The 23,285-nt window shown below is 44.7% G+C and carries 21 protein-coding genes; 1 reads left to right on the forward strand and 20 read right to left on the reverse strand.

What is annotated here, in order from left to right; translation table 11 throughout:
• Positions 1 to 3: 3 nt before the first annotated feature.
• The 10 genes from rseP to K401_RS0125870 all read right to left on the reverse strand — a co-directional run bounded on the left by rseP (position 4) and on the right by K401_RS0125870 (position 9,778).
• The gene (gene rseP / locus K401_RS0125825; protein WP_024295658.1) at positions 4 to 1,062 is read right to left on the reverse strand and encodes an RIP metalloprotease RseP; all 1,059 of its coding nucleotides are present in this window, start codon (positions 1,060 to 1,062) and stop codon (positions 4 to 6) included.
• 1 nt (position 1,063) lies between these two features.
• Positions 1,064 to 2,206, reverse strand: coding sequence for a 1-deoxy-D-xylulose-5-phosphate reductoisomerase (locus K401_RS0125830; protein ID WP_024295659.1), 1,143 nt, complete (start codon positions 2,204 to 2,206; stop codon positions 1,064 to 1,066).
• A gap of 40 nt (positions 2,207 to 2,246) precedes the next feature.
• On the reverse strand, positions 2,247 to 3,047 hold the full coding sequence (locus tag K401_RS0125835) for a phosphatidate cytidylyltransferase (protein WP_024295660.1): 801 nt from the start codon (positions 3,045 to 3,047) through the stop codon (positions 2,247 to 2,249).
• 19 nt (positions 3,048 to 3,066) lie between these two features.
• Entirely contained in the window at positions 3,067 to 3,789 is a 723-nt protein-coding gene (gene uppS / locus K401_RS0125840; RefSeq protein ID WP_024295661.1) for an undecaprenyl pyrophosphate synthase, read from the reverse strand.
• 66 nt (positions 3,790 to 3,855) lie between these two features.
• Positions 3,856 to 4,410: a ribosome recycling factor gene (frr, locus tag K401_RS0125845; RefSeq protein ID WP_024295662.1), complete on the reverse strand. Its 555-nt coding sequence runs from the start codon at positions 4,408 to 4,410 to the stop codon at positions 3,856 to 3,858.
• A 13-nt stretch (positions 4,411 to 4,423) separates the two neighbouring features.
• On the reverse strand, positions 4,424 to 5,125 hold the full coding sequence (gene pyrH, locus K401_RS0125850) for a UMP kinase (RefSeq protein WP_024295663.1): 702 nt from the start codon (positions 5,123 to 5,125) through the stop codon (positions 4,424 to 4,426).
• Between the two features lie 176 nt (positions 5,126 to 5,301).
• On the reverse strand, positions 5,302 to 6,609 hold the full coding sequence (locus K401_RS0125855; RefSeq protein WP_024295664.1) for an alpha-glucosidase/alpha-galactosidase: 1,308 nt from the start codon (positions 6,607 to 6,609) through the stop codon (positions 5,302 to 5,304).
• Positions 6,610 to 6,629: 20 nt separating this feature from the next.
• The gene (locus K401_RS0125860; protein ID WP_024295665.1) at positions 6,630 to 8,009 is read right to left on the reverse strand and encodes an ABC transporter substrate-binding protein; all 1,380 of its coding nucleotides are present in this window, start codon (positions 8,007 to 8,009) and stop codon (positions 6,630 to 6,632) included.
• A 33-nt stretch (positions 8,010 to 8,042) separates the two neighbouring features.
• Complete coding sequence (locus K401_RS0125865) at positions 8,043 to 8,873, reverse strand: carbohydrate ABC transporter permease (RefSeq protein ID WP_024295666.1); 831 nt, start codon at positions 8,871 to 8,873, stop codon at positions 8,043 to 8,045.
• Positions 8,873 to 9,778, reverse strand: coding sequence for a carbohydrate ABC transporter permease (locus K401_RS0125870; RefSeq protein ID WP_024295667.1), 906 nt, complete (start codon positions 9,776 to 9,778; stop codon positions 8,873 to 8,875). Before K401_RS0125870 ends, K401_RS0125865 begins: the two co-directional genes overlap by 1 nt.
• A 323-nt stretch (positions 9,779 to 10,101) precedes the next feature.
• On the opposite strand from K401_RS0125870, the gene K401_RS0125880 reads away from it, so the two are divergent.
• A complete protein-coding gene (locus K401_RS0125880; protein ID WP_024295668.1) occupies positions 10,102 to 10,989 on the forward strand; it encodes an AraC family transcriptional regulator in 888 nt (295 codons plus the stop codon).
• A 74-nt stretch (positions 10,990 to 11,063) separates the two neighbouring features.
• Here K401_RS0125880 and K401_RS0125885 read toward each other — a convergent pair whose 3' ends face one another.
• From K401_RS0125885 to topA, 10 genes are all read right to left on the reverse strand, one after another.
• Entirely contained in the window at positions 11,064 to 12,092 is a 1,029-nt protein-coding gene (locus K401_RS0125885) for a 4-hydroxythreonine-4-phosphate dehydrogenase PdxA (RefSeq protein WP_024295669.1), read from the reverse strand.
• 212 nt (positions 12,093 to 12,304) lie between these two features.
• Positions 12,305 to 13,999, reverse strand: a complete 1,695-nt coding sequence (locus K401_RS0125890) for a peptide ABC transporter substrate-binding protein (protein WP_024295670.1) — start codon at positions 13,997 to 13,999, stop codon at positions 12,305 to 12,307.
• 106 nt (positions 14,000 to 14,105) lie between these two features.
• On the reverse strand, positions 14,106 to 15,083 hold the full coding sequence (locus tag K401_RS0125895) for an ABC transporter ATP-binding protein (protein ID WP_334291476.1): 978 nt from the start codon (positions 15,081 to 15,083) through the stop codon (positions 14,106 to 14,108).
• Complete coding sequence (locus K401_RS0125900) at positions 15,083 to 16,087, reverse strand: ABC transporter ATP-binding protein (protein WP_024295672.1); 1,005 nt, start codon at positions 16,085 to 16,087, stop codon at positions 15,083 to 15,085. Before K401_RS0125900 ends, K401_RS0125895 begins: the two co-directional genes overlap by 1 nt.
• Positions 16,088 to 16,101: 14 nt before the next feature.
• Positions 16,102 to 17,142, reverse strand: coding sequence for an ABC transporter permease (locus tag K401_RS0125905; RefSeq protein ID WP_024295673.1), 1,041 nt, complete (start codon positions 17,140 to 17,142; stop codon positions 16,102 to 16,104).
• A gap of 17 nt (positions 17,143 to 17,159) precedes the next feature.
• Entirely contained in the window at positions 17,160 to 18,077 is a 918-nt protein-coding gene (locus K401_RS0125910) for an ABC transporter permease (RefSeq protein WP_024295674.1), read from the reverse strand.
• Positions 18,078 to 18,207: 130 nt separating this feature from the next.
• A complete protein-coding gene (gene tsf / locus K401_RS0125915) occupies positions 18,208 to 19,131 on the reverse strand; it encodes a translation elongation factor Ts (RefSeq protein WP_024295675.1) in 924 nt (307 codons plus the stop codon).
• Between the two features lie 113 nt (positions 19,132 to 19,244).
• A complete protein-coding gene (rpsB, locus tag K401_RS0125920; RefSeq protein ID WP_024295676.1) occupies positions 19,245 to 19,985 on the reverse strand; it encodes a 30S ribosomal protein S2 in 741 nt (246 codons plus the stop codon).
• A 276-nt stretch (positions 19,986 to 20,261) separates the two neighbouring features.
• Positions 20,262 to 21,077, reverse strand: a complete 816-nt coding sequence (gene codY, locus K401_RS0125925; RefSeq protein WP_024295677.1) for a GTP-sensing pleiotropic transcriptional regulator CodY — start codon at positions 21,075 to 21,077, stop codon at positions 20,262 to 20,264.
• Between the two features lie 132 nt (positions 21,078 to 21,209).
• The gene (topA, locus tag K401_RS0125930; RefSeq protein WP_024295678.1) at positions 21,210 to 23,279 is read right to left on the reverse strand and encodes a type I DNA topoisomerase; all 2,070 of its coding nucleotides are present in this window, start codon (positions 23,277 to 23,279) and stop codon (positions 21,210 to 21,212) included.
• Between the last annotated feature and the right edge of the window lie 6 nt (positions 23,280 to 23,285).

Here is a 23,285-nt window from a genome sequence, read left to right on the forward strand (position 1 = left end):
TGGTTACGTAAACCTGCTGATATCGTTAAACACCACAAAAATCATAAGAGCCATGAGAGCCGCCATGCTGATCATATTTACCAGGCCTTCCTTCTCCGGATCCATGCGCTTGCCTCTGATCGCTTCAATGATCAGAAACAAAAGCCGCCCTCCGTCAAGGGCCGGAATTGGAAGAAGATTCATAACGCCAAGGTTTGCACTTAAGAGAATACACATGCTGATCACATTCATAAGCGCAGCTACGATGCTGACCGTAAGTCCTGCCTTAACAGAATCATCGATCATAACCACAATGCCTACAGGACCGCTTAAATCATTGACGCTTGCCTTACCGGTAAAGAGCATGCCAAGACTTTTTACAGTCAGCTTCACATCGTATTCCATTTCCATATATCCGTATTTAACCAGTTCACCAAAAGAAGCTGCCTTTTTATTTTCAGGAGCAATGGTAATACCGATTAAATATTTTCCGCTTTCCTTGGAATACTGAGGAGTAACGGAAGTAGATTGGACTTTCGCACTGCCGGTGGCTGGGTCAACCCTGGAAAATTCCACCATGCTCATCTTCTCCTCTGGTCTTAACAGCTTATAAAGAATGTAATCCCGGTACATGGACACATTCTCCCCATTGATCTTAAGAAGCTTATCTCCGGGACGGATTCCCGCGTCATAGGCAGGAGAGTTTTCCGTTACTTCCTTTATATAGGTAGTATCGTATCCGTTCATTCCCACCAGGAGAACTGCCAGGATAAAGGCTAAAATAAAATTAAATATGGGACCTGCCGCAATGACCGACATCCGGGCGGGAATGGATTTGTTCTGGAAGGCCCGTTCATCCGGGTTTTCCTCGTCTTCTCCCAGCATCATACAGGAACCGCCTAAGGGCAGCACCTTAATGGAATAAGTTGTTTCTCCCTTTTTAAATCGGATCAGTCTTGGCCCCATGCCGATTGAAAATTCAACCACCGCAATCCCGTTCATTTTTGCGAATAAAAAATGCCCTAATTCATGAATTAATACGATCAGTCCAAAAACCAGAACCGCTACGATAACACTGGACAATTTACCACCTGCTTTCTATATATTCATAAGCTGCAGCTTCTGCTTCAAGAATTTCCTCTACTGTCGGATTCTCCTTTACAGTATGCCCGTTCATAGCCCCCTCTATCATATCAGTTATAGCTGGATATGAAATTTCTCTATCTAAAAATTTGGCAACTGCCCGTTCATTGGCAGCATTGAAAACTGTTGGAAGAGTTCCGCCTTCTCTGCCGGCAAGATAAGCCAATCTTAATCCGGGAAAATTTACCATATCTGGTTTTTCAAAAGTAATTTGACCAATGGTCCAGAAATCCAAACGTTCGCCGGGAAGGAATCTCCTCTCCGGATAGTAAAGTGCATACTGGATCGGAAGCTTCATATCCGGCGTTCCAAGCTGGGCCATGACGGCTCCGTCTTCAAACTCCACCATGGAATGGATCACGCTCTTAGGCTGGACCACCACCTGAATCTGGTCCATTTCCACACCAAAAAGCCACTTGGCCTCCATCACTTCAAGGCCCTTGTTGACCATGGTGGAAGAATCAATGGTAATTTTCCTTCCCATAGTCCAGTTAGGATGTTTTAAGGCATCTTCCACCTGCACAGTTTCCAGGTCTTTTCTGGTCTTTCCCCGGAAAGGGCCGCCGGAAGCCGTTAAAAGAATCTTATGTACTGCCTTTTTATCTTCTCCGTTTAAGCACTGAAAGATGGCGCTGTGTTCACTGTCCACGGGAAGGATCTTCACTCCCCGTTCCTTTGCCAGGGGCATAATGATATGTCCGGCAGTCACAAGGGTTTCCTTGTTGGCAAGGGCAATGTCTTTTCCAGCTTCAATGGCAGCAATGGTCGGACGTATTCCTATCATTCCAACAATGGCAGTGACCACGATTTCCGCATCGGTTTCCGAGGCCGCTTCCATTAGCCCTTCCATTCCGGAAACAATGCGGACCGGTAAATCCTTTACCGAAACCGCCAGCTCCCTGGCCTTATCTTCCCTCCACACACATACAACTTTTGGTTGAAACTTTCTGATCTGCTCCTCCAGCAGGCTAATATTGCTGCCTGCAGCCAGGGCAGTTACTTCTATGTCCCTTTGATTTTCAGCTACCTCCAGAGTTTGTTTACCAATGGATCCTGTTGAACCCAGGATTGCTATTTTCCTCATCTTATGCTGCTTACTCCTTTTCTTTTCCAAAAATATCCTTTTAACGCAAAAATGTCACCGCAAAATAAATGGCAGGAGCCGTAAAGAGCATGCTGTCAAAGCGGTCCAAAATTCCCCCGTGACCCGGAATCAGTTTTCCATAATCCTTTACCTGATGGTTGCGCTTGATTGCAGATGCAGCCAGATCTCCGATCTGGGAGATCACCGCCCCAATGGCGCAGGCCAGTCCGCAGGCAACCTGTGGATCGCGTATCTCCAGCATGGCCCCTCCAAAAACTGATGCGTAAAGGAATCCTAAAAGCGCTGCGCCAGCCACTCCGCCCACTGCACCTTCTATGGATTTTTTGGGACTGAGTACAGGAGCCAGCCTGTGTTTTCCTATAAGCATTCCCACACAATAAGCACAGGTATCACACCCCCATGAGCTTAAAAACACCAGCCACACCAGGTATTTTCCATCTGCCATGGTGCGGACCTGATAAAGATAGGACAGCATGACAGCTACATAGAATACCCCAAAAAAGGCCACTGTCACCTCTTCCATCTGATATCTTGGAAAGGTAAATACATAAATACTCATGAGGATCATCAAAAATGCAATGGACATGAGCATCATAAACTGCTCTCCACGAAACCAAAGCAGCCCATAATAGGACAGGGCCGTTATATACCCCATATACCCCAATGGGTTTTTCTGTATCTTCATCACACGATACAACTCAAACAAACCAATCATGGAAATGGAAATGGTTGTAACAAAAAGCAGAATTCCCCCGCTTCCAACTGTAAAAAGAGCAATTAAAACGAGAATGACTCCGCTTATCAGTCTGGTTGTAAACATCGCGCTTCCTCCCTCCGAATCACTTCACTCCCCCAAATCTTCGTTCCCTACTATTGTACGCTGCAATTGCCTTTTTCATTTCATCCATATTAAAATCAGGCCAATAGCAGTCCGTAACATAAAGCTCCGTATAGGCCAGCTGCCACAGCAGATAGTTGGAAAGCCGCAACTCACCGCTGGTGCGTATAAGAAGGTCCGGATCCGGAATTCCCTCCGTATCCAAATAAGAGGCAAAAACCTCTTCGGTCATATCCTCAGGCAAAAGCTTACCCCCGGCCGAATCCTTCATGATATTCCTGGTCGCCCGTATGATCTCATCACGTCCTCCGTAGTTGACCGCAATAACAAAGGTTAAACCGGTATTGTCCTTTGTCTGCTCCACCAGTCTGCCGATCCCCTCTATAATATCCTGATCAAACCGGTTCCGGTCCCCGATCATCTTCACACGCACGTTATTGGCTTTGGCAATCTTTAAAAGCCTGACCATATAATAACGGAACAGCTGCATCAAGGCGCCCACTTCATCGGAAGTGCGCTTCCAGTTTTCTGTCGAAAAACCATAAACGGTCAGATATTTGATTCCCAGCCTGGCTGCATCCTCTACCGTCTTCTCCACGACTACGCAGCCTTCCTTATGGCCCATGCTCCTTGGAAGTCCCCGTTTTTTTGCCCATCTGCCATTGCCATCCAATATAATGGCCACATGCTCGGGAATCACCATATTCTCGTTCATTTTATCCATACAATGCCGCTCCTTTAAAAACACAAAACAGGACAGGCAAAATGCCTGCCCCCCTGTTCAAGATTTTTATACAGTAAGAAGATCTTTTGACTTTTCCTCAACTGCTTTTTCTACTTTGTCAACCATCTTGTCTGTCAGTTTCTGGATCTTGTCTTCAGCCTCTGCCTGCTCATCCTCTGAAATTTCTTCTGCCTTTAACTGTTTTTTGAAGGCGTCATTGGCATCACGGCGGATGTTGCGGATGGCGATCTTAGCAGCCTCTCCCTTTTTCTTAACATCCTTTACCAGTTCTTTTCTGCGTTCCTCTGTAAGCTCCGGAAATACAAGGCGGATCACATTGCCGTCATTGGTTGGATTGATCCCCAGCTCGGAAGTGAGAATTGCCTTTTCAATTGCCTTCAGCAAGTTTCTCTCCCACGGCTGAATTACGATCATACGGGCTTCCGGAATGGAAACATTGCCTACCTGCTGGATAGGAGTGGGGGTTCCATAATAATCCACTCTTATTTTATCCAGTACATGTGGATTGGCACGTCCTGCGCGGATCGTCATAAACTCGTTCTCCAGCGCCTTTAATGTCTTGTTCATCTTGTCTTCGTAAACCTGTAAACTCTCCTGCATATCGTCCTCCTGGTTATGCGGTCACTATGGTACCGTTTATTTTTCCTTGCATTGCGTTGGCAATGCCATCTTTTTCATTTAAACTGAATACCGCAAGGGGCATTTTATTTTCCATGCACATGATGGAAGCTGTTAAATCAATGACACCAAGCTGTTTATCAATGACCTCCTGAATGGAAATCGTATCGTATTTAATAGCATCGGGATTTATCTTGGGATCGCTGTCATAAACTCCGTCAATGGATTTTGCCAGCAGAATGCAGCCCGCATTCATCTCAATAGCCCGAAGCGCAACGCCCGTATCCGTTGAAAAATAAGGATGTCCTGTTCCTCCTGCAAAAAATACCACCTCACCCTGGTCAAAATACCCGTTAGCCCTGTCCTTGGAAAAAAGCTCTGTCATGGAACCGCATTCAAAGGGAGTCAGAATATGAGTGTTCATCCCGGCATTGCGGAATATCTCGGAAACATAAATGCAGTTCATTATGGTTGCAAGCATGCCGATCTGATCCGCTTTTGGGCGGTCAATGGCATCGCTGGTTCTGCCTCTCCAGAAGTTACCTCCGCCAATGACAACGCCCACTTGGACACCTGCCTCTACGGATATTTTAACCTGCCGTGCAACTTCCTTAACAGTAGCTTCGTCAAAGCCTGTCTTATTGTCACCGGCAAGAGCTTCGCCACTGAGTTTTAATAATACTCGTCTTGGATTCATAGCCTTTAACTCTCCTGTACTTTTGTATTGTCTTAGGAGATTATAGCATACTTTCGGATGGTTGGAAAGAGGAAGTTTGCATGCAGGGAACAAAGGCCGGCCAAAGACAAAACACCCGGGAATAATTCCCGGATGTTCTCTTAACATTCAGATGATATTTGCCTTGCACTTCATATTTAATGATAAACCGGCATCCAGTCCTTATGTGCATCAAACAGCTCGTCACAAAGTTTGATAATCTTATCAAGAGGCAGCTCTGCCGCTGTGTGAGGGTCCAGCATAGCGGCATGATAGACCGCTTCTTTACTCCGGGTTCTGGCTGCCTCGATGGTCAGCAGCTGTACATTTAAGTTGGTCCGGTTGAGAGCCGCACACTGCTCCGGCAATGCTCCGATATAGGTCGGGGTGATACCGGTGGAATCAGAAATGCAGGGAATTTCTACACAAGCCTCCATGGGAAGATTGGAGATCATTCCATTATTGATTACATTGCCTCCAAACTTATATGGCTGATTGGTTGCAAATGACTGTATGATATAGGCTGCGTATTCAATGGACTTTTCGTGGGTCAATCTGGAATTCTCAGTCAGCTCCGCCTTGATGTCTTCCCAACGTTTGATATTTCTCACACACCTCCGTGGATACTCATCCAGGGGAACATTGTAATAATCAATCAATTCAGGATAGGCTGCCTTGATGAAATAGGGCATATACTCCGCATTATGCTCGCTGGATTCCGTTACATAGTAGCCGAATTTATCCATGATCTCAAATCGCACCTTATCCGTATCCACACAGCCCTTCTCCCGGTACAGCTTTTTTAGATCAGGATACAGATCCTTTCCGTTCTTTGATATCTCCAGCAGCCAGGCCATATGGTTAATACCGGCAATTTTTGACTGAATATCTGTGTCATCTTTCAGACCGAGCCCTGTCAGCAATTCTCTTGTACATTTTTGAACACTATGGCACAGCCCTACTGTTTTAACATCCGTATGCCGCAGCATATAGCCAGTCAGGATTCCCATTGGATTGGTGTAATTCAAAAGCTGAGCATTGGGGCAGCAGCGGTTCATCTGCTCTGCAAATATCTCCATGACAGGTATTGTTCTGAGAGCCCTGAATACACCTGCGACCCCCATGGTATCTCCTATGGTTTGGCGCAGACCATATTTTTTAGGTATCTCAAAATCCCAGATGGTGCAAGGATCATATCCGCCGACCTGAATGGCATTGATGACAAAGTCGGCATCTTTTAAAGCCTCTGGCAATTCATCCAGACCGACGTATTTTTTAAATACAGCACGGCTGTTGTTTGAATTGGCATTGATATTTACCATCATCCGGTAACTCTCTTCCACTCTGCTTTGGTCAATATCATACAGTGCAAATGTGGCATCGTTTATTTCAGGTGTTAAAATGCAATCACCCAGGACGTTTCTTACAAACACAGAACTGCCTGCGCCCAAAAATGTGATTTTCATTGCTTTGTGCTCCCTTCGCCTTATTCGTCTAAAGCCTCTTGCATTTTTTCTTCCAGGTTTTTCATGGTATCTTCAGGGCTTACGGAACCGTTTACAATCAGCGCTTCGGTCTGCTCGCACCAGATTACGTTTAATTGCTGGAACCTGCTGGAGGTCTCATCCTGAGCCATCTTAGGATCTACGGTTGCTGCTATCTCTAAGAAAACCTTCATTTCCTCAGGAAAATTCTTAAATTCAAGCCCTTCTGCAATCAGACTCTGGGAAACAGGAATAAAATTGCCTTCTTCGCAGAAAAGCTTCATATTGTCTTTTCTGGCGATATAGTCGATAAAGATGGCACAGGCATTGGGGTATTTGGTTTCTTTATAAGCAAATAATCCGTTTCCGCCAAGATCAGAAGTTGTTTTCCCATTGACCTGCGGCATGTATGTAACAGCCCAGCCGTCTTTGAAGTTTTCATCCATAAAGGTAGTATGCCAGCTTCCGGCAAATACGAATGCAGTTTTTTGTGCCGAGAACATCATGTTGGTCTGGGCATCCTGCAGAAAGCTCGCCTTAGGCATCAGTCCTTCTTTCGTCCAATCGCCCAGCATGGTTAAGACCTCCAGAGTCTCCGGAGAATTGACAGCAATTTCAGTTCCGTCATCACTTAAGATTTTACCGCCGTTCATGTAAAGGAGGGGAAGGAACCGGTAACCATTACCATTCTCCCAGATTCCCGAAAATGCCGTATCCAGATCATATTCTGCTTTCAGCTTTCTGGAAATCTCAGTCAATTCTTCCAAACTCCAGCCATCAGTGGTATTCTTTGGAATCCGGATTCCCGCTTCCTCAAACATTTTCTTATTGTAGAAGATCGCAATGGTATCGGTATGATGGGGCAAACCAACCAGCTTTCCGTTATAAGTAAGAGCTTCTTTATAAGCCGGAATCAAATCATCTAAAGTTTCTTGTGAAATTTTCCCGGTCAGATCAAGCATCACATCCGCTTCTTTAAATTTACCTAATCTCTGATAGGTATACCGCATTACATCCGGCCATTCATTGCCGGCGATCATGGTATCCAGCTGATCCCGGAAGGTTTTGGATGGATAAGCTTCCGCAACCAGCTCTATCTCCGGATGATCTTTCCGGAACCGGTCAAGAACTGCTTTCCAGGCTGCTGTATCCGATGGAGAGCCTTCCCAATAAGCGAACTTGATCACCGCACCATCTTCTGCTTTTAATTCTTCTTCATTTGCTGCTTCGGCCTGAGCCGGTGCTCCTGTCTCCTGGGTATTTGCTTCGGTCTGGCCGGCTGCGGCCGGCGGCGGTGTGCTTTTTCCCGAACACCCTGATGACAACACAATGGCTGACATCATAAGAACTGCTGCTAACATCTTTCCTGTTTTTGATTTCATTCTGCTCCTCCTGTTTATTAAGATTATATTTCACTATCCCTTGATACCCGATGATGCGATACCCTGTACAAATTGCTTCTGAAATATCAAAAACACAATCAGCACCGGTATCGTAGTGATCAATGCGGCACTCATCAGCATGTTCCAATTGACAAACTGTGCCCCATTGAGTAATTGCAGCCCTATCTGAACCGTATACATGCTGCTTTTTGACAATACGATCAAAGGCCATTGAAAATCATTCCAGCGCCACATAACTGTAAAGATCACCAGAACACTGATCAAAGACTTTGTGTTGGGTAAAATGACCTTTGTAAAAATCTGAAACTCGGTTGCGCCGTCTATTCTGGCTGCTTCAATCAGTTCATCCGGAATTTCTGACATAAACTGTCTTGACAAGAACAGTCCAAAAGCTTCCGCACATGGCGGCAGAATCAGTCCCGCATAAGTATTGACCATCTTAAATTTTGACAGGATTATAAAGTTAGGGATCATGGTCACCTGCACCGGAATCATCAGTGTGCTTAAGATGATCAGGAAACACAGTTCCTTACCCTTAAACTTATATTTAGCGAATGCAAATCCTGCCAGAAGGTTAATAAAAACAGTTATCGTGGTGGCTGAGACAGTTACAATGGTACTATTCTTAAAATACACCAGAAAGTTGTTTTCCCGAAAGGATTTAGCAAAATTACCAAACTCAAACCGGCTGGGCCACAGGGTGGGCGGATAGGCAAATATTTCCTCCACCGGCTTAACCGCCGTCACAAACATCCAATAAAACGGAAAGAGAAAAATAATGGTGATGCAGATAATTGCGATATAGGTGAACACATCCAGGGCAGTTATTCTTTTCTTGACCATCAGCTTTCCTCCTTTTGGAATTTATAGCGGAACAATGTAAACAGGAACAAAATCACAAACAAGATTACTCCTGACGCCGATGCCGGCCCATAATTATTTTTAAGGAATGCCGTCTCATAGATATACACTACCAGGGTTTTGGTAGCGTTGAGGGGGCCTCCCTTGGTCATGATATAAATCAGATCAAAGGTCTTAAACGAATAAATAATACAGGTAATCAGTATAAATACGTGAGTGGATTGAAGCAGGGGAAATGTGATGTACAAGAACTTCTGCCAGCCAGAGGCACCGTCAATGGTGGCCGCCTCAAAATAATCCGAGGATATTCCCTGAAGCCCGGCCAGATAGATCACCATATTGTATCCGACCCTGCTCCACAACGTACCTGCCACAATCATGATCATCGCAAAACGCGGGTCATTGAGCCAGTCGATCCTGGTAAGCCCTGCTGATTCCAACAGATAGTTAATCAGTCCCAGCTGCGGATTAAAAATCCATATAAAAATCATACCTGCCGCTACCATGGATATAATAGACGGAATATACAATGCACTTCGAAAAAATCCCCGGACCGCCATCTTTCTGTTTAACAGCACCGCTAATCCCAGAGCCAGAGTCATCAACAGCGGAACCGTTATGACGGAGAATTTAACCGTATTTTGTAATGAGGTTAAAAATATCTGATCAGTCAATATTTTCTTAAAATTATCCAAACCTACAAACTTCGGATTTCCAAGCCCCTTCCACTTGACCAGACTGTAATACCCGGTCATAATAAGGGGAATGATCATAAACGCCATGAATAAAATCATATTGGGCAAAATGTAAAGGTAAGGCACTATTTTTATATTTTGCCAAAACGGACGTTTTTTTAAAGTTACATCTGTCGCTGCTCTTTTCGCCAATAATCCCACCATCCTTTTTTTGCATTATGTTGTTTTTTCATTTCCAAACAAACAGACTTTTTTATTTTTCTAAAAATCCTCCACCAATCCTTCCTATTGATAAAAATATCACAATTCAAAAAACAAAATCATAATTATGACTAATACAGATGAAAATCATTTTATTTTTTATGCATATTAACATCTTTTTTTGTTTTTCATCTTTTTTGTTTGTATATCTTTTCATACATGATAACATATAATTTAAAAAATACATATTGTGTTTTGTTTGTTTTATATGTTATAATTTTGGAATTATAAAAATGATAAAGGGTGGTTTAACGATGAAGAACAATTATGAAATTTCTGAACAGCAATATATGGATACCATAAAACAGACAGTCTTCGATCCCTGCGCCCCCGGCAACTACGAGCACGAGACAGGCCGAAAAGACATCATGATCATCAATCAGCAGCTGACGGATATTAATCCCCTTACCTGCGGAGAACAATACTGTGAGCCAGGCTATATGTACGGACCTAAGATGCGTGAATATTACCTGCTTCACTACGTTTCCTCCGGCAAAGGAACCTTTATTACCGACCGGGGCACATATTCGGTTGACAGAGGTCAGATCTTCGTGATTCGCCCATTTGAAGTCACCAGCTACCAGGCCGACAAAGGACAGCCCTGGCATTATCGTTGGGTGGGGTTTATGTCCGGCTTAGATCTTTCAACCATTCTGGATGAGGATGTAATCTCAGCGCCGGAATGCGACTATCTATTCCGTCTAATTATGGAGTGCGAGCACATGGAAAGCCTGAAAGAATATTTTATTTGTGCAAAGGTTTTTGAGATTTTAGCGCTGATCAATAAAAAGAAGCACAAGGAAAATAACAAAAGCAGAGAATATATCTTAGCTGCCAAGAATTTTATAGAGGTCAATTATCAAAATCCTGATCTAACCGTCGCCCAGATCGCCGACCGAATCAATCTGGACAGAAGTTATTTCAGCACATTGTTTAAGAAGTATATGGACAAATCCCCCCAGGCCTATCTGATGGATCTGCGGCTGAGCAAAGCAGCCGAACTCATTGCCTTCAAGGGAATGACAACCGGTGATGCCGCCATGGCCTGCGGCTACTCCGATGTCCTGAATTTCTCCAGGATGTTCAAAAAAAAATTCAATGTTCCCCCTTCGAAATTCTCAAAGAGGGAACTGGTTAATTAGGAGTGACTGAAAACTGCTTGAGTTAAAATGTATATTCCACTTTGTGAGCCGGAAAACACATTGGCACAATGAGTTCAGACATGCTCCCGGCAGGTCCGCCCGGCAGCCTGAGCGGCAACGATCCGATAGGCACTAAGAAAAGCATTGGCAGATGCTGCCCCCTGCCCGGCGATGTCAAAAGCAGTTCCATGAGCCGGAGTGGTAACAGGAGCCGGAAGTCCGGCGGCCACCGTAACGGCATTTGCAAAATCTTTCAATTTCAGTGCAATCTGGCCCTGATCATGATATAAGGTCACCACCCCGTCAAATTCCCCTCGGAAGGCCCGGATAAAGATAGTATCCGAAGGAAATGGCCCTGACACACAGACCCTTTTCTCTACGGCAGCAGCAATGGCCGGTTGGATCATATCAATCTCCTCTCTGCCGCAAAGCCCATTTTCACCGGCATGGGGATTTAAGGCACATACTGCAATTCTCGGTGCTGCGATGCCGGCCGCCTTCATGGTCTGATCTGCCAGCAGAATGGCTTCTTCTATTTTATCGCGGCTTAAATATTGACCGATCCTGGCCAGAGGAATATGGCTTGTCACCCGGGAAGTCCACAAGCCTTCCACCACATTCATCTCCCCGGTCAGGCCGGTGTATTCCATGGCTTCCTGAAACAGCTGAAGCTCACTTTCAACATCCGGTCTGACCAGCTTCATGGCTCCTTTGTTAAAGGGTGCATAACAGATCCCGTCAATGATTCCCTTTTGGTACAGCTCCACCGCCTTTGCGATCATAACAAAAACTGCCTGACCGCAAACAGGATTCAACTTCCCATATCCAATCCCGCCCAGTTCCGCCTCCTGCAATTCATAAACTGTGATTCTCCCCAGGTTTTCCTGTTCCATTTTTGCTAAATCCGTTTCACTGCTGATCACTTCATAATCTAAGCTGACCTGTAAAAGCTCCATTTCCCTTTTCAATATGGATTCATGCCCGATAATCAAAGGAACTGCATCCTTGCTTAATTCCCCCGACTGCAGGCATTTCACCACCAATTCGGTTCCAATTCCGGAATAATCCCCCAGCAAAACTCCTATCACCGGTTTTTTCTTCATATTACCAGACTCTCCTTTGCTTAAATTTGAATTAATCCTAGCATGTTCCATTCATATTTACAACGGCATTTTGTTCGTTAAAAATAACATTATGTTTCAATATGGTTTTTGATAAACCACTCCCGTTTGCAGGCCGGGAAGAAAGACCGGGTATAAATAAAACACCCAGGAAACAATTCCTGGGTGTTCTCTTCATATTCAGACAATCTTTATTATTCCATGGTAGCGTACTGGAAGAACCAGTATCCGTATGGAGAATACCATGAACCTTTTAACTTGGGATCCTGTAACCATGGCTGGCTGTAATAAGCGATCGGAGCGATAGCAGAATCCTCTAAAATCATGTTCTCTGCTTCGTGCAGCAATGAATAGTGCTTTGCAACATCAGGAGTGGAGTTTGCTTCATTAAGTTTCTTATCAACTTCCGGGTTATTGTACTTACCATCGTTATTACCGCTGGTGGACATTAATAAGTTCAGCATATTGGAGGGGTCGTCATAGTCAAGTAACCAGCCGTTACGTGCAATCTGGAAATCACCTGCACGACGGGTAGGTGTAAAGGTCGACCATTCAACGATCTTAATGTCCATATTAACTCCCAGCGCTTCCTTCCAGCAGCTCTGTAAATACTCAGCTATTGGCTTATGGAACAGCTGGTCATTGGTCATGTATTCAATAGTTGGGAATCCCTGACCATCCGGATATCCTGCTTTTGCAAGAAGCTCTTTTGCCTTTGCAATATCAGCGTCATGATCGGAGATATTAAAGAAATCGCCGCCGTTATTCTTACGGGTCACCTCTTCAAAGGAAGAACCACTTTCTGCATCAGAGATACCAGGGCCAACGAAATTCGTTGACGGAGCGTAAATTCCCTGCATAACCGTATTAGCAACATAATCACGGTCAATTGCAAGACTCAGTGCCTTACGTACATCCGGGTTGTTAAACGGTTCCTTCTGGGTCTGGAAGCTTATATAATATGTGCCCATGGTGGCTCCAATCTGGAAATCCTCGGTATCTCTCAGGGTTGGAATTTCATCCGTAGGAAGAGTTTTGATCAAGGAAACTTCACCTGCCTGGTATGCACTGTAAGCTGCGTTGGCATCTTCCATCAGGACAAACTTTAAGGTATTTAAAGTAACCTTACTTGCATTCCAGTAATTTTCATTCTTACCAAAGGTAATGTGGGAACCTGGCACCCATTCAATCATCTTTAAAGGACCATTGCTTACATAAGTCTCCGGCTTTAAGGTCCACTGGTCACCATTTGCCTCAATCGCAGCCTTCTGTACAGGAACCATGGATGCATGAGTGATCAGCTTTGAAAAATATACACAGGGAACTGACAGTTCAACCACAAAGGTCTTTTCATCAGGAGCGGAAACAGCCAGAGCATCTGGATTGCCTGCAGCTGCCTCTTCATAGCCTTTTACATAACCCAGCATATCTCCTGCATAAGGAGCTCCCGTATTAGGATCAGCAAGTCTCTTCCATGAATATACAAAATCTTCGGCTGTCAGCGGTGTGCCATCGCTCCACTTTAAGCCATCACGAAGATGGAAGGTATAGGTAAGGCTATCATCAGATAAATCAAAAGATTCAGCCTGACCGCCCACTATCTTGTTCTCCGAATCAACGATCATCAGAGGTTCAAACGCATGAACAACAATATTTGCACCATCTACAGCGGTGTTTAATGCCGGATCAATGGTTTCAGGATCTGGACCAACCTGTACAGCAAGATCAAGCGCCGTGGAAGTTCCGTTCGCAGGGGCTGCAGTTTCGCCACCAGCTGCCGCAGTTGTGTCAGAGCCTGCTTTTGTGCCTGCAGTATTATTCCCACCGCAAGCGGACAGAATCATACCGGTTGCCATGACAGCAGCCAGTATAAGTGACATTTTCTTCATAAATTTCCTCCTATAAAATATATTTGTCGGCACAGTAAAACGTCATCTGTATACTGTGCCGATTTATTTTTAGCATAACATAAAAGCTATAAAATGGCAATGGAAATCAATTAACTTTGTCCAAATGGTGACACGCTGCATAATGACCGGAAGAAACCTCTTTCCACTCCGGTTCCTGGGCCGCACAAAGCTCATCGGCATAAGGACAACGGGTGCGGAAACGGCAGCCGGATGGTGGATTCACCGGGCTTGGCACATCTCCTTCCAAGACGATTCTCTTGGACTTGCGGCTGGTTTCCGGGTCCGCGATGGGAATGGCGGAAATCAGGCTCTTGGTATATGGATGCACGCTGTGGAAGGTCAGCTCATAGCTGTCCGCAAGCTCTACCATTTTTCCTAAATACATAACGCCGATCCGGTTGGAAATGTGCTTTACAATCGAAAGGTCGTGGGCAATAAATAAGTAGGTAAGGCCCATTTCCTCCTGAAGCTGCTCAAACATATTGACAACCTGTGCCTGAATGGAAACATCCAGAGCTGATACCGGCTCATCACAGACAATGAACTGAGGATTCACTGCCAGAGCCCGGGCAATGCCCACACGCTGGCGCTGTCCGCCGGAGAATTCATGAGGATAACGGTTTGCATGCTCTGAATTAAGTCCCACAGTTGACAGAACGGAAATAATCTGATCCTGACGGTCCTTTTTGCTGGAAGCAAGGTGATGGATGTCGATGGCTTCACCGATAATATCTCCCACGGTCATACGGGGATCCAGGCTGGCATATGGATCCTGGAACACGATCTGCATTTTCCGGCGGTAAGGAAGCATATTTACCTTTGTAATATCTTGCCCGTCAAAAAAGATCTTTCCTGCGGTAGGCTCGTAAAGCCGGAGCAGAGTACGGCCTGTTGTGGTCTTTCCGCAGCCGGATTCTCCAACCAGTCCCAGAGTTTCACCTTTTTTGATTCCAAAGGAAACGTTATCTACTGCCTTTACTACCTTTTTCTCAAATAATTTGCTTCCGGCGACAGGGAAATACTGCTGTAAATTTTTCACCTCTACAAGATTTTTATTTTCCATCATGCATCTCCCTTCTGCGCCTGTTCATATTCCTGTTTCTGAAGCAGCCAGCAGGCACTGTAATGAATATCAGATATGTCCGTATATGGCGGCATCTCACGAAGACAAATCTTCATGCAGGCCCTGCATCTGGGCGCAAAGGGACAGCCTGCGGGCGGATTGAGCATATCTACAGGGCTTCCTTCAATGGGAACCAGTTTGTTGTGTTCTTTCTCTGTAAGCTTCGGAATGCTTCGGATCAGGCCTTTTGTATATTCATGGCTGGGATTATAAAAAATATCATCCGTATCGCCGTATTCTACTACTTTTCCTGCATACATAACTGCAATTCGGTCGCACATATTCGCAACCACACCCAGGTCATGAGTGATCATGATGATCGCCATCCCAAGCTTTTCTTTCAGTTCCATCATCAGTTCCAGAATCTGTGCCTGAATGGTTACATCCAGAGCGGTAGTCGGTTCATCCGCGATCAAAAGCTTTGGCTCACACGCAAGAGCAATGGCAATCATGATACGCTGACGCATACCGCCGGACAGCTCGTGAGGATACTGCTTCAGACGCTTATCAGGCTCATTGATCCCTACCAGGGTTAGAAGTTCCCTTGCTCTTTCATTCGCCTGCTGTTTGTTTTTATTTGTATGAAGCATGACCACTTCAGTGATCTGGTTTCCAACCGTGTAAACCGGATTTAAGCTGGTCATGGGATCCTGGAAAATAATAGAAATTTCATTTCCCCGGATCTTTCTCATCTCCTTCTCTGTCATCTTCTCAATCTGGTGGCCGTTAAACTGAAGAGATCCGCCAATCAGCCGTCCAGGATAAGCCGTAAGTCCCATAAGGCTGTAGGCTGTTACAGACTTACCGGAACCGGACTCACCTACAATGCCAAGAACCTCTCCTTCACGAAGATGAAGGGATACATCATTAAGAGCCTTAACTTCTCCAGCCGGGGTAAAGAAGGAAAGACGTTCATTTTCAATATTAACCAAATATTCGTTCATGGAATCTCTCCTCCTTAATCTTTCAGCTTTGGATCGAATGCATCACGCAGACCATCGCCCAGCAGGTTGAAGCTTAGAATAATGATAGAAATCATAAGTGCCGGTGCAAACAAACGGTGTGGATAGCTTTGCAGACCATTTAACGCAGCGCTTGCAAGGCTTCCCAAAGAAGGCATGGGCGCAGCAACGCCAAGGCCAAGGAAGCTTAAAAAGCTCTCCGTAAAAATAGAAGAAGGAATCTGCAGCGTAGTCGTAACAATCAGAGTACCGATACAGTTTGTAAGCAGGTGCTTCTTAATGATATGACCGCTGGAAGCGCCAAGGGCCCTTGCCGCAGTTACATATTCCTGTTCCTTTAAAATCAGGATCTGGCTTCGCACAATACGTGCCATACCTACCCAGTAAAGCAGGGCAAACACAACGAAAATACTGATTAAGTTAACGCCGATGACCTGGATCCACTGAAAACCAGGTCTTTGAGACAACGCTTTCAAAGGCTGGTCAAAAGCAACAGATAAAAGTACGATAATCAGAATATCCGGCACAGTATAGATCATATCTACGATACGCATCATAATCATATCCACCCATCCGCCGAAGAAACCTGCAATGGATCCATATAGGGAGCCAATAAGTAAAATGATACAGGAAGCGATCAGACCGACCATCAGAGAAACACGGCTTCCCATCATAACACGGATCGCATAATCCCTGCCTAAGTTATCCGTTCCTAAAATATGAGGAAATACATCTTCTCCAGCATCCATGGCAGTCAGTTCCTTTTGGGAATACTGCATTGGAGCAAGGTTTTCACTTCCCCTGATCTGCTGCTCATAGCTATAGGGGTAGAGCTGCGGCACAATAAATGACAAAATAAATACAATAATGATTACAGCAAGGCTGATCATTGAAATCTTGTTCTTTTTAAGGCGTCTTATTCCATCCTTCCAGAATCCAACGCTTTTGCGCATAACAGTCAGGCTTTCTTTTTCTGCATCGCTTGCCGGGAGAAAGTCTTCCACATTAAGCTGCATTGATAATTTATTCTTTGGCATCTTCTTTCTCCTTTCCCTTACTTCAGATTAATTCGCGGATCGATGAATTTATAAGCAACGTCTACCAGAACATTCATGACAACCATTAAAGTAGCAAGGAAAATCGTAGTGCCCATAATGAGAGGATAGTCACGTCCTGTAATGGAACCAATGAATTCAGATCCCAGGCCGGGAATCGTAAATATTTTCTCAACAATAAAGCTTCCTGTTACGGTATAGGCTAAAAGGGGACCTAAGTATGTAACAACCGGAAGAATGGCATTACGAAGCGCATGCTTAAAAATGCTGACCATCTGGGAAAGCCCCTTGGCGCGGGCTGTTCTCATATAATCCTGTCCCATAACATCCAGCATGGATGAACGCATCAGACGTGCGATATAAGAGGAGGGATAAAATGCCAAAGCAATTACGGGCATGATGTAATTTTTCCACGATGCCAGTCCAAATGTGGGAAGGAGTCCCAGCTTTAAGCTCAAAACATACATTAATATGGTACAGACTACAAAGCTTGGTACAGCAATGCCGCATGTACTGAACACAATAATAATATTGTCAACAGCGGTTCCTCTCTTGAATGCAGCAATACTGCCTAAGGGAACTCCGACTAAAACAGCGGTCAGAATCGCGATCCCGCCGATCCTTGCGGATACCGGGAACTTTGTTTCAATGATCATATTCACCGTACGGCCGCGCTGTTTTACACTCAATCCTAAATTGCCATGAAGCAGATCCTTCATATAGGTTACATACTGTTCACCTAACGGTTTATCCAGGCCGTACTTTTCATTAAGGGCCGCCTGGGCCTGTGGGCTGATGGCCTTCTCAGACATGAAGGGGCCGCCTGGCACCATGTTCATGACAAAGAAAGTAACCGTTGCAACAGCAAAGATGGTTACAATCGCCATAGCGATACGCTTTAAAATATATTTAGCCACTTTCCTCAACTCCTTTGGTATAGTGATGTCCGCCTATTATGGAAACATTTGTCAATGGTAAACGGACATTGATTGAATAGAAAAATCCCATGGATACCCATGGGATTCCCCCCAGAATCCTGTTACAAGATTACTGCATCTGCTTTGCAACTTCTTCTGCAAAGTTCTCTTCCTTCTTCTCAAGACCTTCACCAGTCTCAAAGCGTACGAACTTTTTCACTTCTACCTTGCCGCCGACTTCCTTGGAAACCTGCTCCAAGTACTTGCCAACTGTTAAATCTCCGTCTTTTACATAAGCCTGGTCTACCAGACAGAATTCTTTTAATTCCTTATTTAAACGGCCCACAATCATCTTCTCAAGAATGTTGTCCGGCTTATCCGGGTTCTCATTCTTAGCCTGTACCTTTAAGATTTCCGTTTCATGATCAATGAATTCCTGAGGAATTTCATCTCTCTTTACATACTTTGGTGTTAACGCTGCAATCTGCATTGCAATATTCTTTAAAGCTTCCTTTACAGTATCATTCACAACTTCTGCATCAGCCTCGATCAAAACACCGATTCTTCCGCCGCCGTGGATATAATCAACAACCACACCGTCAGTAATGATCTTTTCAAATCTTCTGATGTTCATGTTTTCCCCGATTACTGCGATCTGGCTGGACAATACCTGGGCAACTGTTAAGGAGCTGTCCTTTGCCCAAGGCTCTGCAAGGAATGCATCCATGTCTTTTGACTGGGAAGCAAGTGCCTGAGCTGCAACATCTGCAACATATCCCTGGAACTGAGCATTCTTTGCAACAAAGTCTGTCTCACTGTTTACTTCTACAATTGCTGCAGACTTTCCGTCTTCTGTCACGATCGTGGTGACGATACCCTCTGCTGCAATTCTTCCTGCCTTCTTGGAAGCAGCTGCAAGTCCTTTTTCTCTTAAGAACTCCACTGCCTTTTCCATATTGCCATCTGTCTCTGCAAGAGCTTTCTTGCAATCCATCATACCTGCTCCGGTCATTTCTCTTAATTCTTTTACCATTCCAGCTGTAACTGCTGCCATTTGATTTCCCTCCATCAATTGATTCATTATTTAATTCACAGGAACTTTTTTCCAGTAAAAAAGCTCCGACCCGCTTTCTCAAAGCAGGTCGAAGCATTTAATCGCCTGAATAATTAAGCTTCCACAGTCTCTTCTGTTTCCTGAGCTGCTTCTGCTTCCTCAGCTACTGCCTCGCCCTGGTTTGCCTCGATCACTGCGTCTGCCATCTTAGATACAATTAACTTAACGGCTCTGATCGCATCATCATTGCCTGGAATCACGAAATCAAGTTCTTCAGGATCACAGTTTGTATCAGCGATACCAATTAACGGAATTCCCAGTGTATGGGCTTCCTGAACGCAGATTCTTTCTTTCTTAGGATCTACAACGAAAATTGCATCCGGAATCTTCTTCATTTCCTTGATTCCGCCTAAGTTCTTCTCTAACTTCTCCCATTCTTTCTTAAGAGCAATTACTTCTTTCTTAGGAAGAACATCAAATGTACCGTCAAGGGACATAGTCTCGATCTGTTTTAATCTTGCAACTCTGGACTGGATTGTCTTAAAGTTTGTAAGCATTCCGCCAAGCCATCTCTCATTAACGAAATACATGCCGCAACGCTCTGCCTCAGACTTGATGGCATCCTGAGCCTGCTTCTTTGTTCCTACGAAAAGAATCTTGCCGCCTTCTGTAGCAATATCGGATACTGCCTTGTAAGCCTCATCTACCTTTACTACAGACTTCTGTAAGTCAATGATGTAGATGCCGTTCCTCTCTGTGTAAATGTACGGAGCCATCTTAGGGTTCCATCTTCTTGTCTGATGACCGAAGTGTACGCCAGCTTCCAAAAGCTGCTTCATTGAAATAACACTCATGTTACTACCTCCATTTGGTTTTTACTTCCGCCTGCTTCTCATGCTTCCAAGGAGACCGGTACCCGGCACCATCCTCTGAAATCCGCAGACGTGTTTTTTGTCAGCCTAGCCAGTATAGCATATCTTTCTACACGATGCAAGTATTTTTTTATACTTTATGTGCAAAACAAACATATCCTACCATATTTTGTGTATTAATGAATCAACTGGATATACAATGATTTTTATTAAAAAAAGAGCAGTTTTTCTTCTGCTCCTTTTTCTTTTGACTTTGATTTATATATCTTTTATATCCCGGCGTTCGGGCATATTTTTAATGGTTCCGGCTTTAATGGTTTTTAATTCATCAAATACCACATCATTCAATACCTTGATGTAAGTCCCCTTCATTCCGGAAGATCTGGATTCGATCACTCCTGCACTTTCGAATTTCCGAAGAGCATTTACAATGACAGAACGGGTGATCCCTACACGATCAGCGATCTTACTGGCTACCAGAATGCCCTCGTTGCCGTCCAGCTCCTCAAAGATATGGGTGATGGCTTCCAATTCAGAAAAGGACAAGGTGCTGATCGCTGATTTGACAATCTGCACTTTTCTGGTTTCTTCCGCATTCTCCTCATTGACGGAGCGCATCATTTCCAGCCCTACCACCGTGGTTCCGTATTCGCTTAAAATGATGTCGTCTATATCATATTGGGAATTGGATTTATAAATGAACAGGGTTCCAAGCCTTTCCCCTGCAATATCAATCGGTGTGATAATTGCCTGGTATTTTCTGATATCGTCACCAGTGAAACCCAGCGTTTCCAGATTGACATTCTCCTTAGTCGATAAAATACTGAGCAAACGCTCATTTAACATCGTATCAACATAACCGCCTACCTGGTCCGCGATCAGCTCCTGAATCTCCTCGATGTCCGGTGTCAGGCCAATGCCCAGCACCTTTCCCTTCTTGCTGATCACAAGAATATTCGAATTCAGGATCTCGGTCAGCACTTCACAGATATCGTTAAATACAACCTTATGCGAATTATTGTTATGCAATAATTTGTTAATTTTTCTAGTTTTGTCCAACAACTGTACGCTCATAGCCGAAAACCTCCTTAAGAATTTATGTGAAAAACTAAAATACATCTCTAATGATTAAATATTAACATTATTATTTTCAAATAACAATAGTTTTTTGAAGATTTTCGATTTTCTTAATAATATTTCTTTTTCCTATTTATCAGCACTGTATCCACATTGCTCATTTGAGCAAAGCAATTTGTTTCCTTTTTCAACCATATAAGCTCCGCACTTGGGGCAGGTTTTGGTGGAAGGTTTCTGCCAGGACATGAAATCACACTCCGGATTTGCCTCACAGCCGTAATAAATTCTTCCCTTTTTGGTTTTCTTTATTACCACTTCTTTTCCGCATTTCGGGCAAGGCACGCCGATCTTCTCCAGATAAGGCTTTGTATTCTTGCATTCCGGGAATCCGGGACAAGCCAGGAATTTCCCGTGAGGGCCATACTTTATAACCATGTTCCGTCCGCACAGCTCACAGATCTCATCTGTCACCTCATCGGCAATGGTCACGGTTTCCAATTCCACAAGGGCTTTATCCACCGCATCTTTTAAATCCGGATAAAAATTCTTCACAACCGTCTTCCACTGGACAGATCCGTCTCCCACTTTATCAAGCAGGTATTCTAAATTTGCAGTGAAAGTGATATCAACAATACTTGGGAAGCTATGCTTCATCATACTGTTGACCACTTCTCCCAGCTCCGTCACATAAAGATTTTTATTTTCCTTTGCCACATACCGTCTGGCTATGATTGTGGTGATCGTAGGGGCATAGGTACTGGGGCGTCCGATTCCCTGTTCCTCCATTGCCTTTACAAGAGAGGCTTCCGTAAAATGGGCCGGCGGCTGGGTAAAATGCTGCCCGCTCTCAAGTTTATCAAGCTTAAGGGGACTGCCTTTTACCAGATTGCCCAGCAATACATTGGCTTCTTCCTTATCATCCTCCTGTACATAGACGGACATAAAACCGTCAAAGGACAGTCTGGAGGCAGAAAGCGTGAAAACATAGTTCCCGGCTCCCACCCTGACTGAAGTGGTTTCGTAAACGGCGGGCTGCATTCTGCTGGCTGTAAAACGTTTCCAGATCAACTGGTAAAGCCGGAACAAATCCCGCTGCAGGGATTCTTTCACAATAACCGGCGTCAGAGAAATATCCGTAGGACGGATGGCCTCGTGGGCATCCTGGATCTTTGCATTGCTTTTTTTCGCCTGTTCTCCATTTGCCACATACTGGCTGCCATACTGCTTTCCAATATATTCCCTTGCCGCAACATCCGCTTCTTCCGCGATCCTAGTGGAGTCAGTTCTTAGGTAGGTGATAAGACCCACGGTTCCTCGTCCTGCAACTTCCACGCCTTCATACAGCTGCTGAGCCAAACGCATGGTTTTTTGGGTCGAAAAATTCAGTACCTTGGAGGCTTCCTGCTGAAGGGTGCTGGTGGTAAACGGTATGGGGGCTTTCTTAACCCTTTCTCCATTTTTAACCTCCTCCACCTGATAGGTCTGGTTTTCAAGACCTGCCAGAATCTTTTCCAGCTCTTCTTTACTCCGGATGGCAATTTTGCCGTCTTTGTCACCGTAAAATTTTGCTGCAAGAGGCTTTTTGCTTCCTCCCTGCTTTAAAACAGCTTCCAGGTTCCAATATTCCTCTGGAATGAACGCGTTGATTTCTTCCTCCCGGTCACAGATCAGCCGCAGCGCCACGGACTGGACACGGCCGGCGCTCAAACCTCTCTTTACCTTTGCCCAAAGGAGAGGACTTATCATATATCCCACCATACGGTCCAGAACCCTTCTGGCCTGCTGGGCATCCACAAGATCCATATCAATCGCTCTTGGAGTCTTTAAAGAAGTCTTTACCGCATTCTTCGTAATCTCATTAAAGCTGATCCGGTATACCTGCTTTTCCTTCAGTTCATCCAGCTTTAAAGCTTTCATTAAATGCCAGGAAATCGCTTCCCCCTCCCGGTCAGGGTCAGTGGCAAGATAAATCTTATCGGCCTTCTTCACTTCTTTCCTGAGCTTGGCCAGAATATCGCCCTTTCCTCTGATTGTTATATATTTAGGATCAAAATCATTCTCTACGTCAATTCCCATCTGGCTTTTCGGAAGATCCCTCACATGCCCGTTGGAAGCATCTACTTCATAGTTCGCTCCCAGGAACTTTTTTATCGTTTTTACCTTTGCCGGTGATTCCACAATTACTAAACAGTTCGCCATACCAAA

The organism is Lacrimispora indolis DSM 755, assembly GCF_000526995.1.
GTDB lineage: Bacteria > Bacillota > Clostridia > Lachnospirales > Lachnospiraceae > Lacrimispora > Lacrimispora indolis.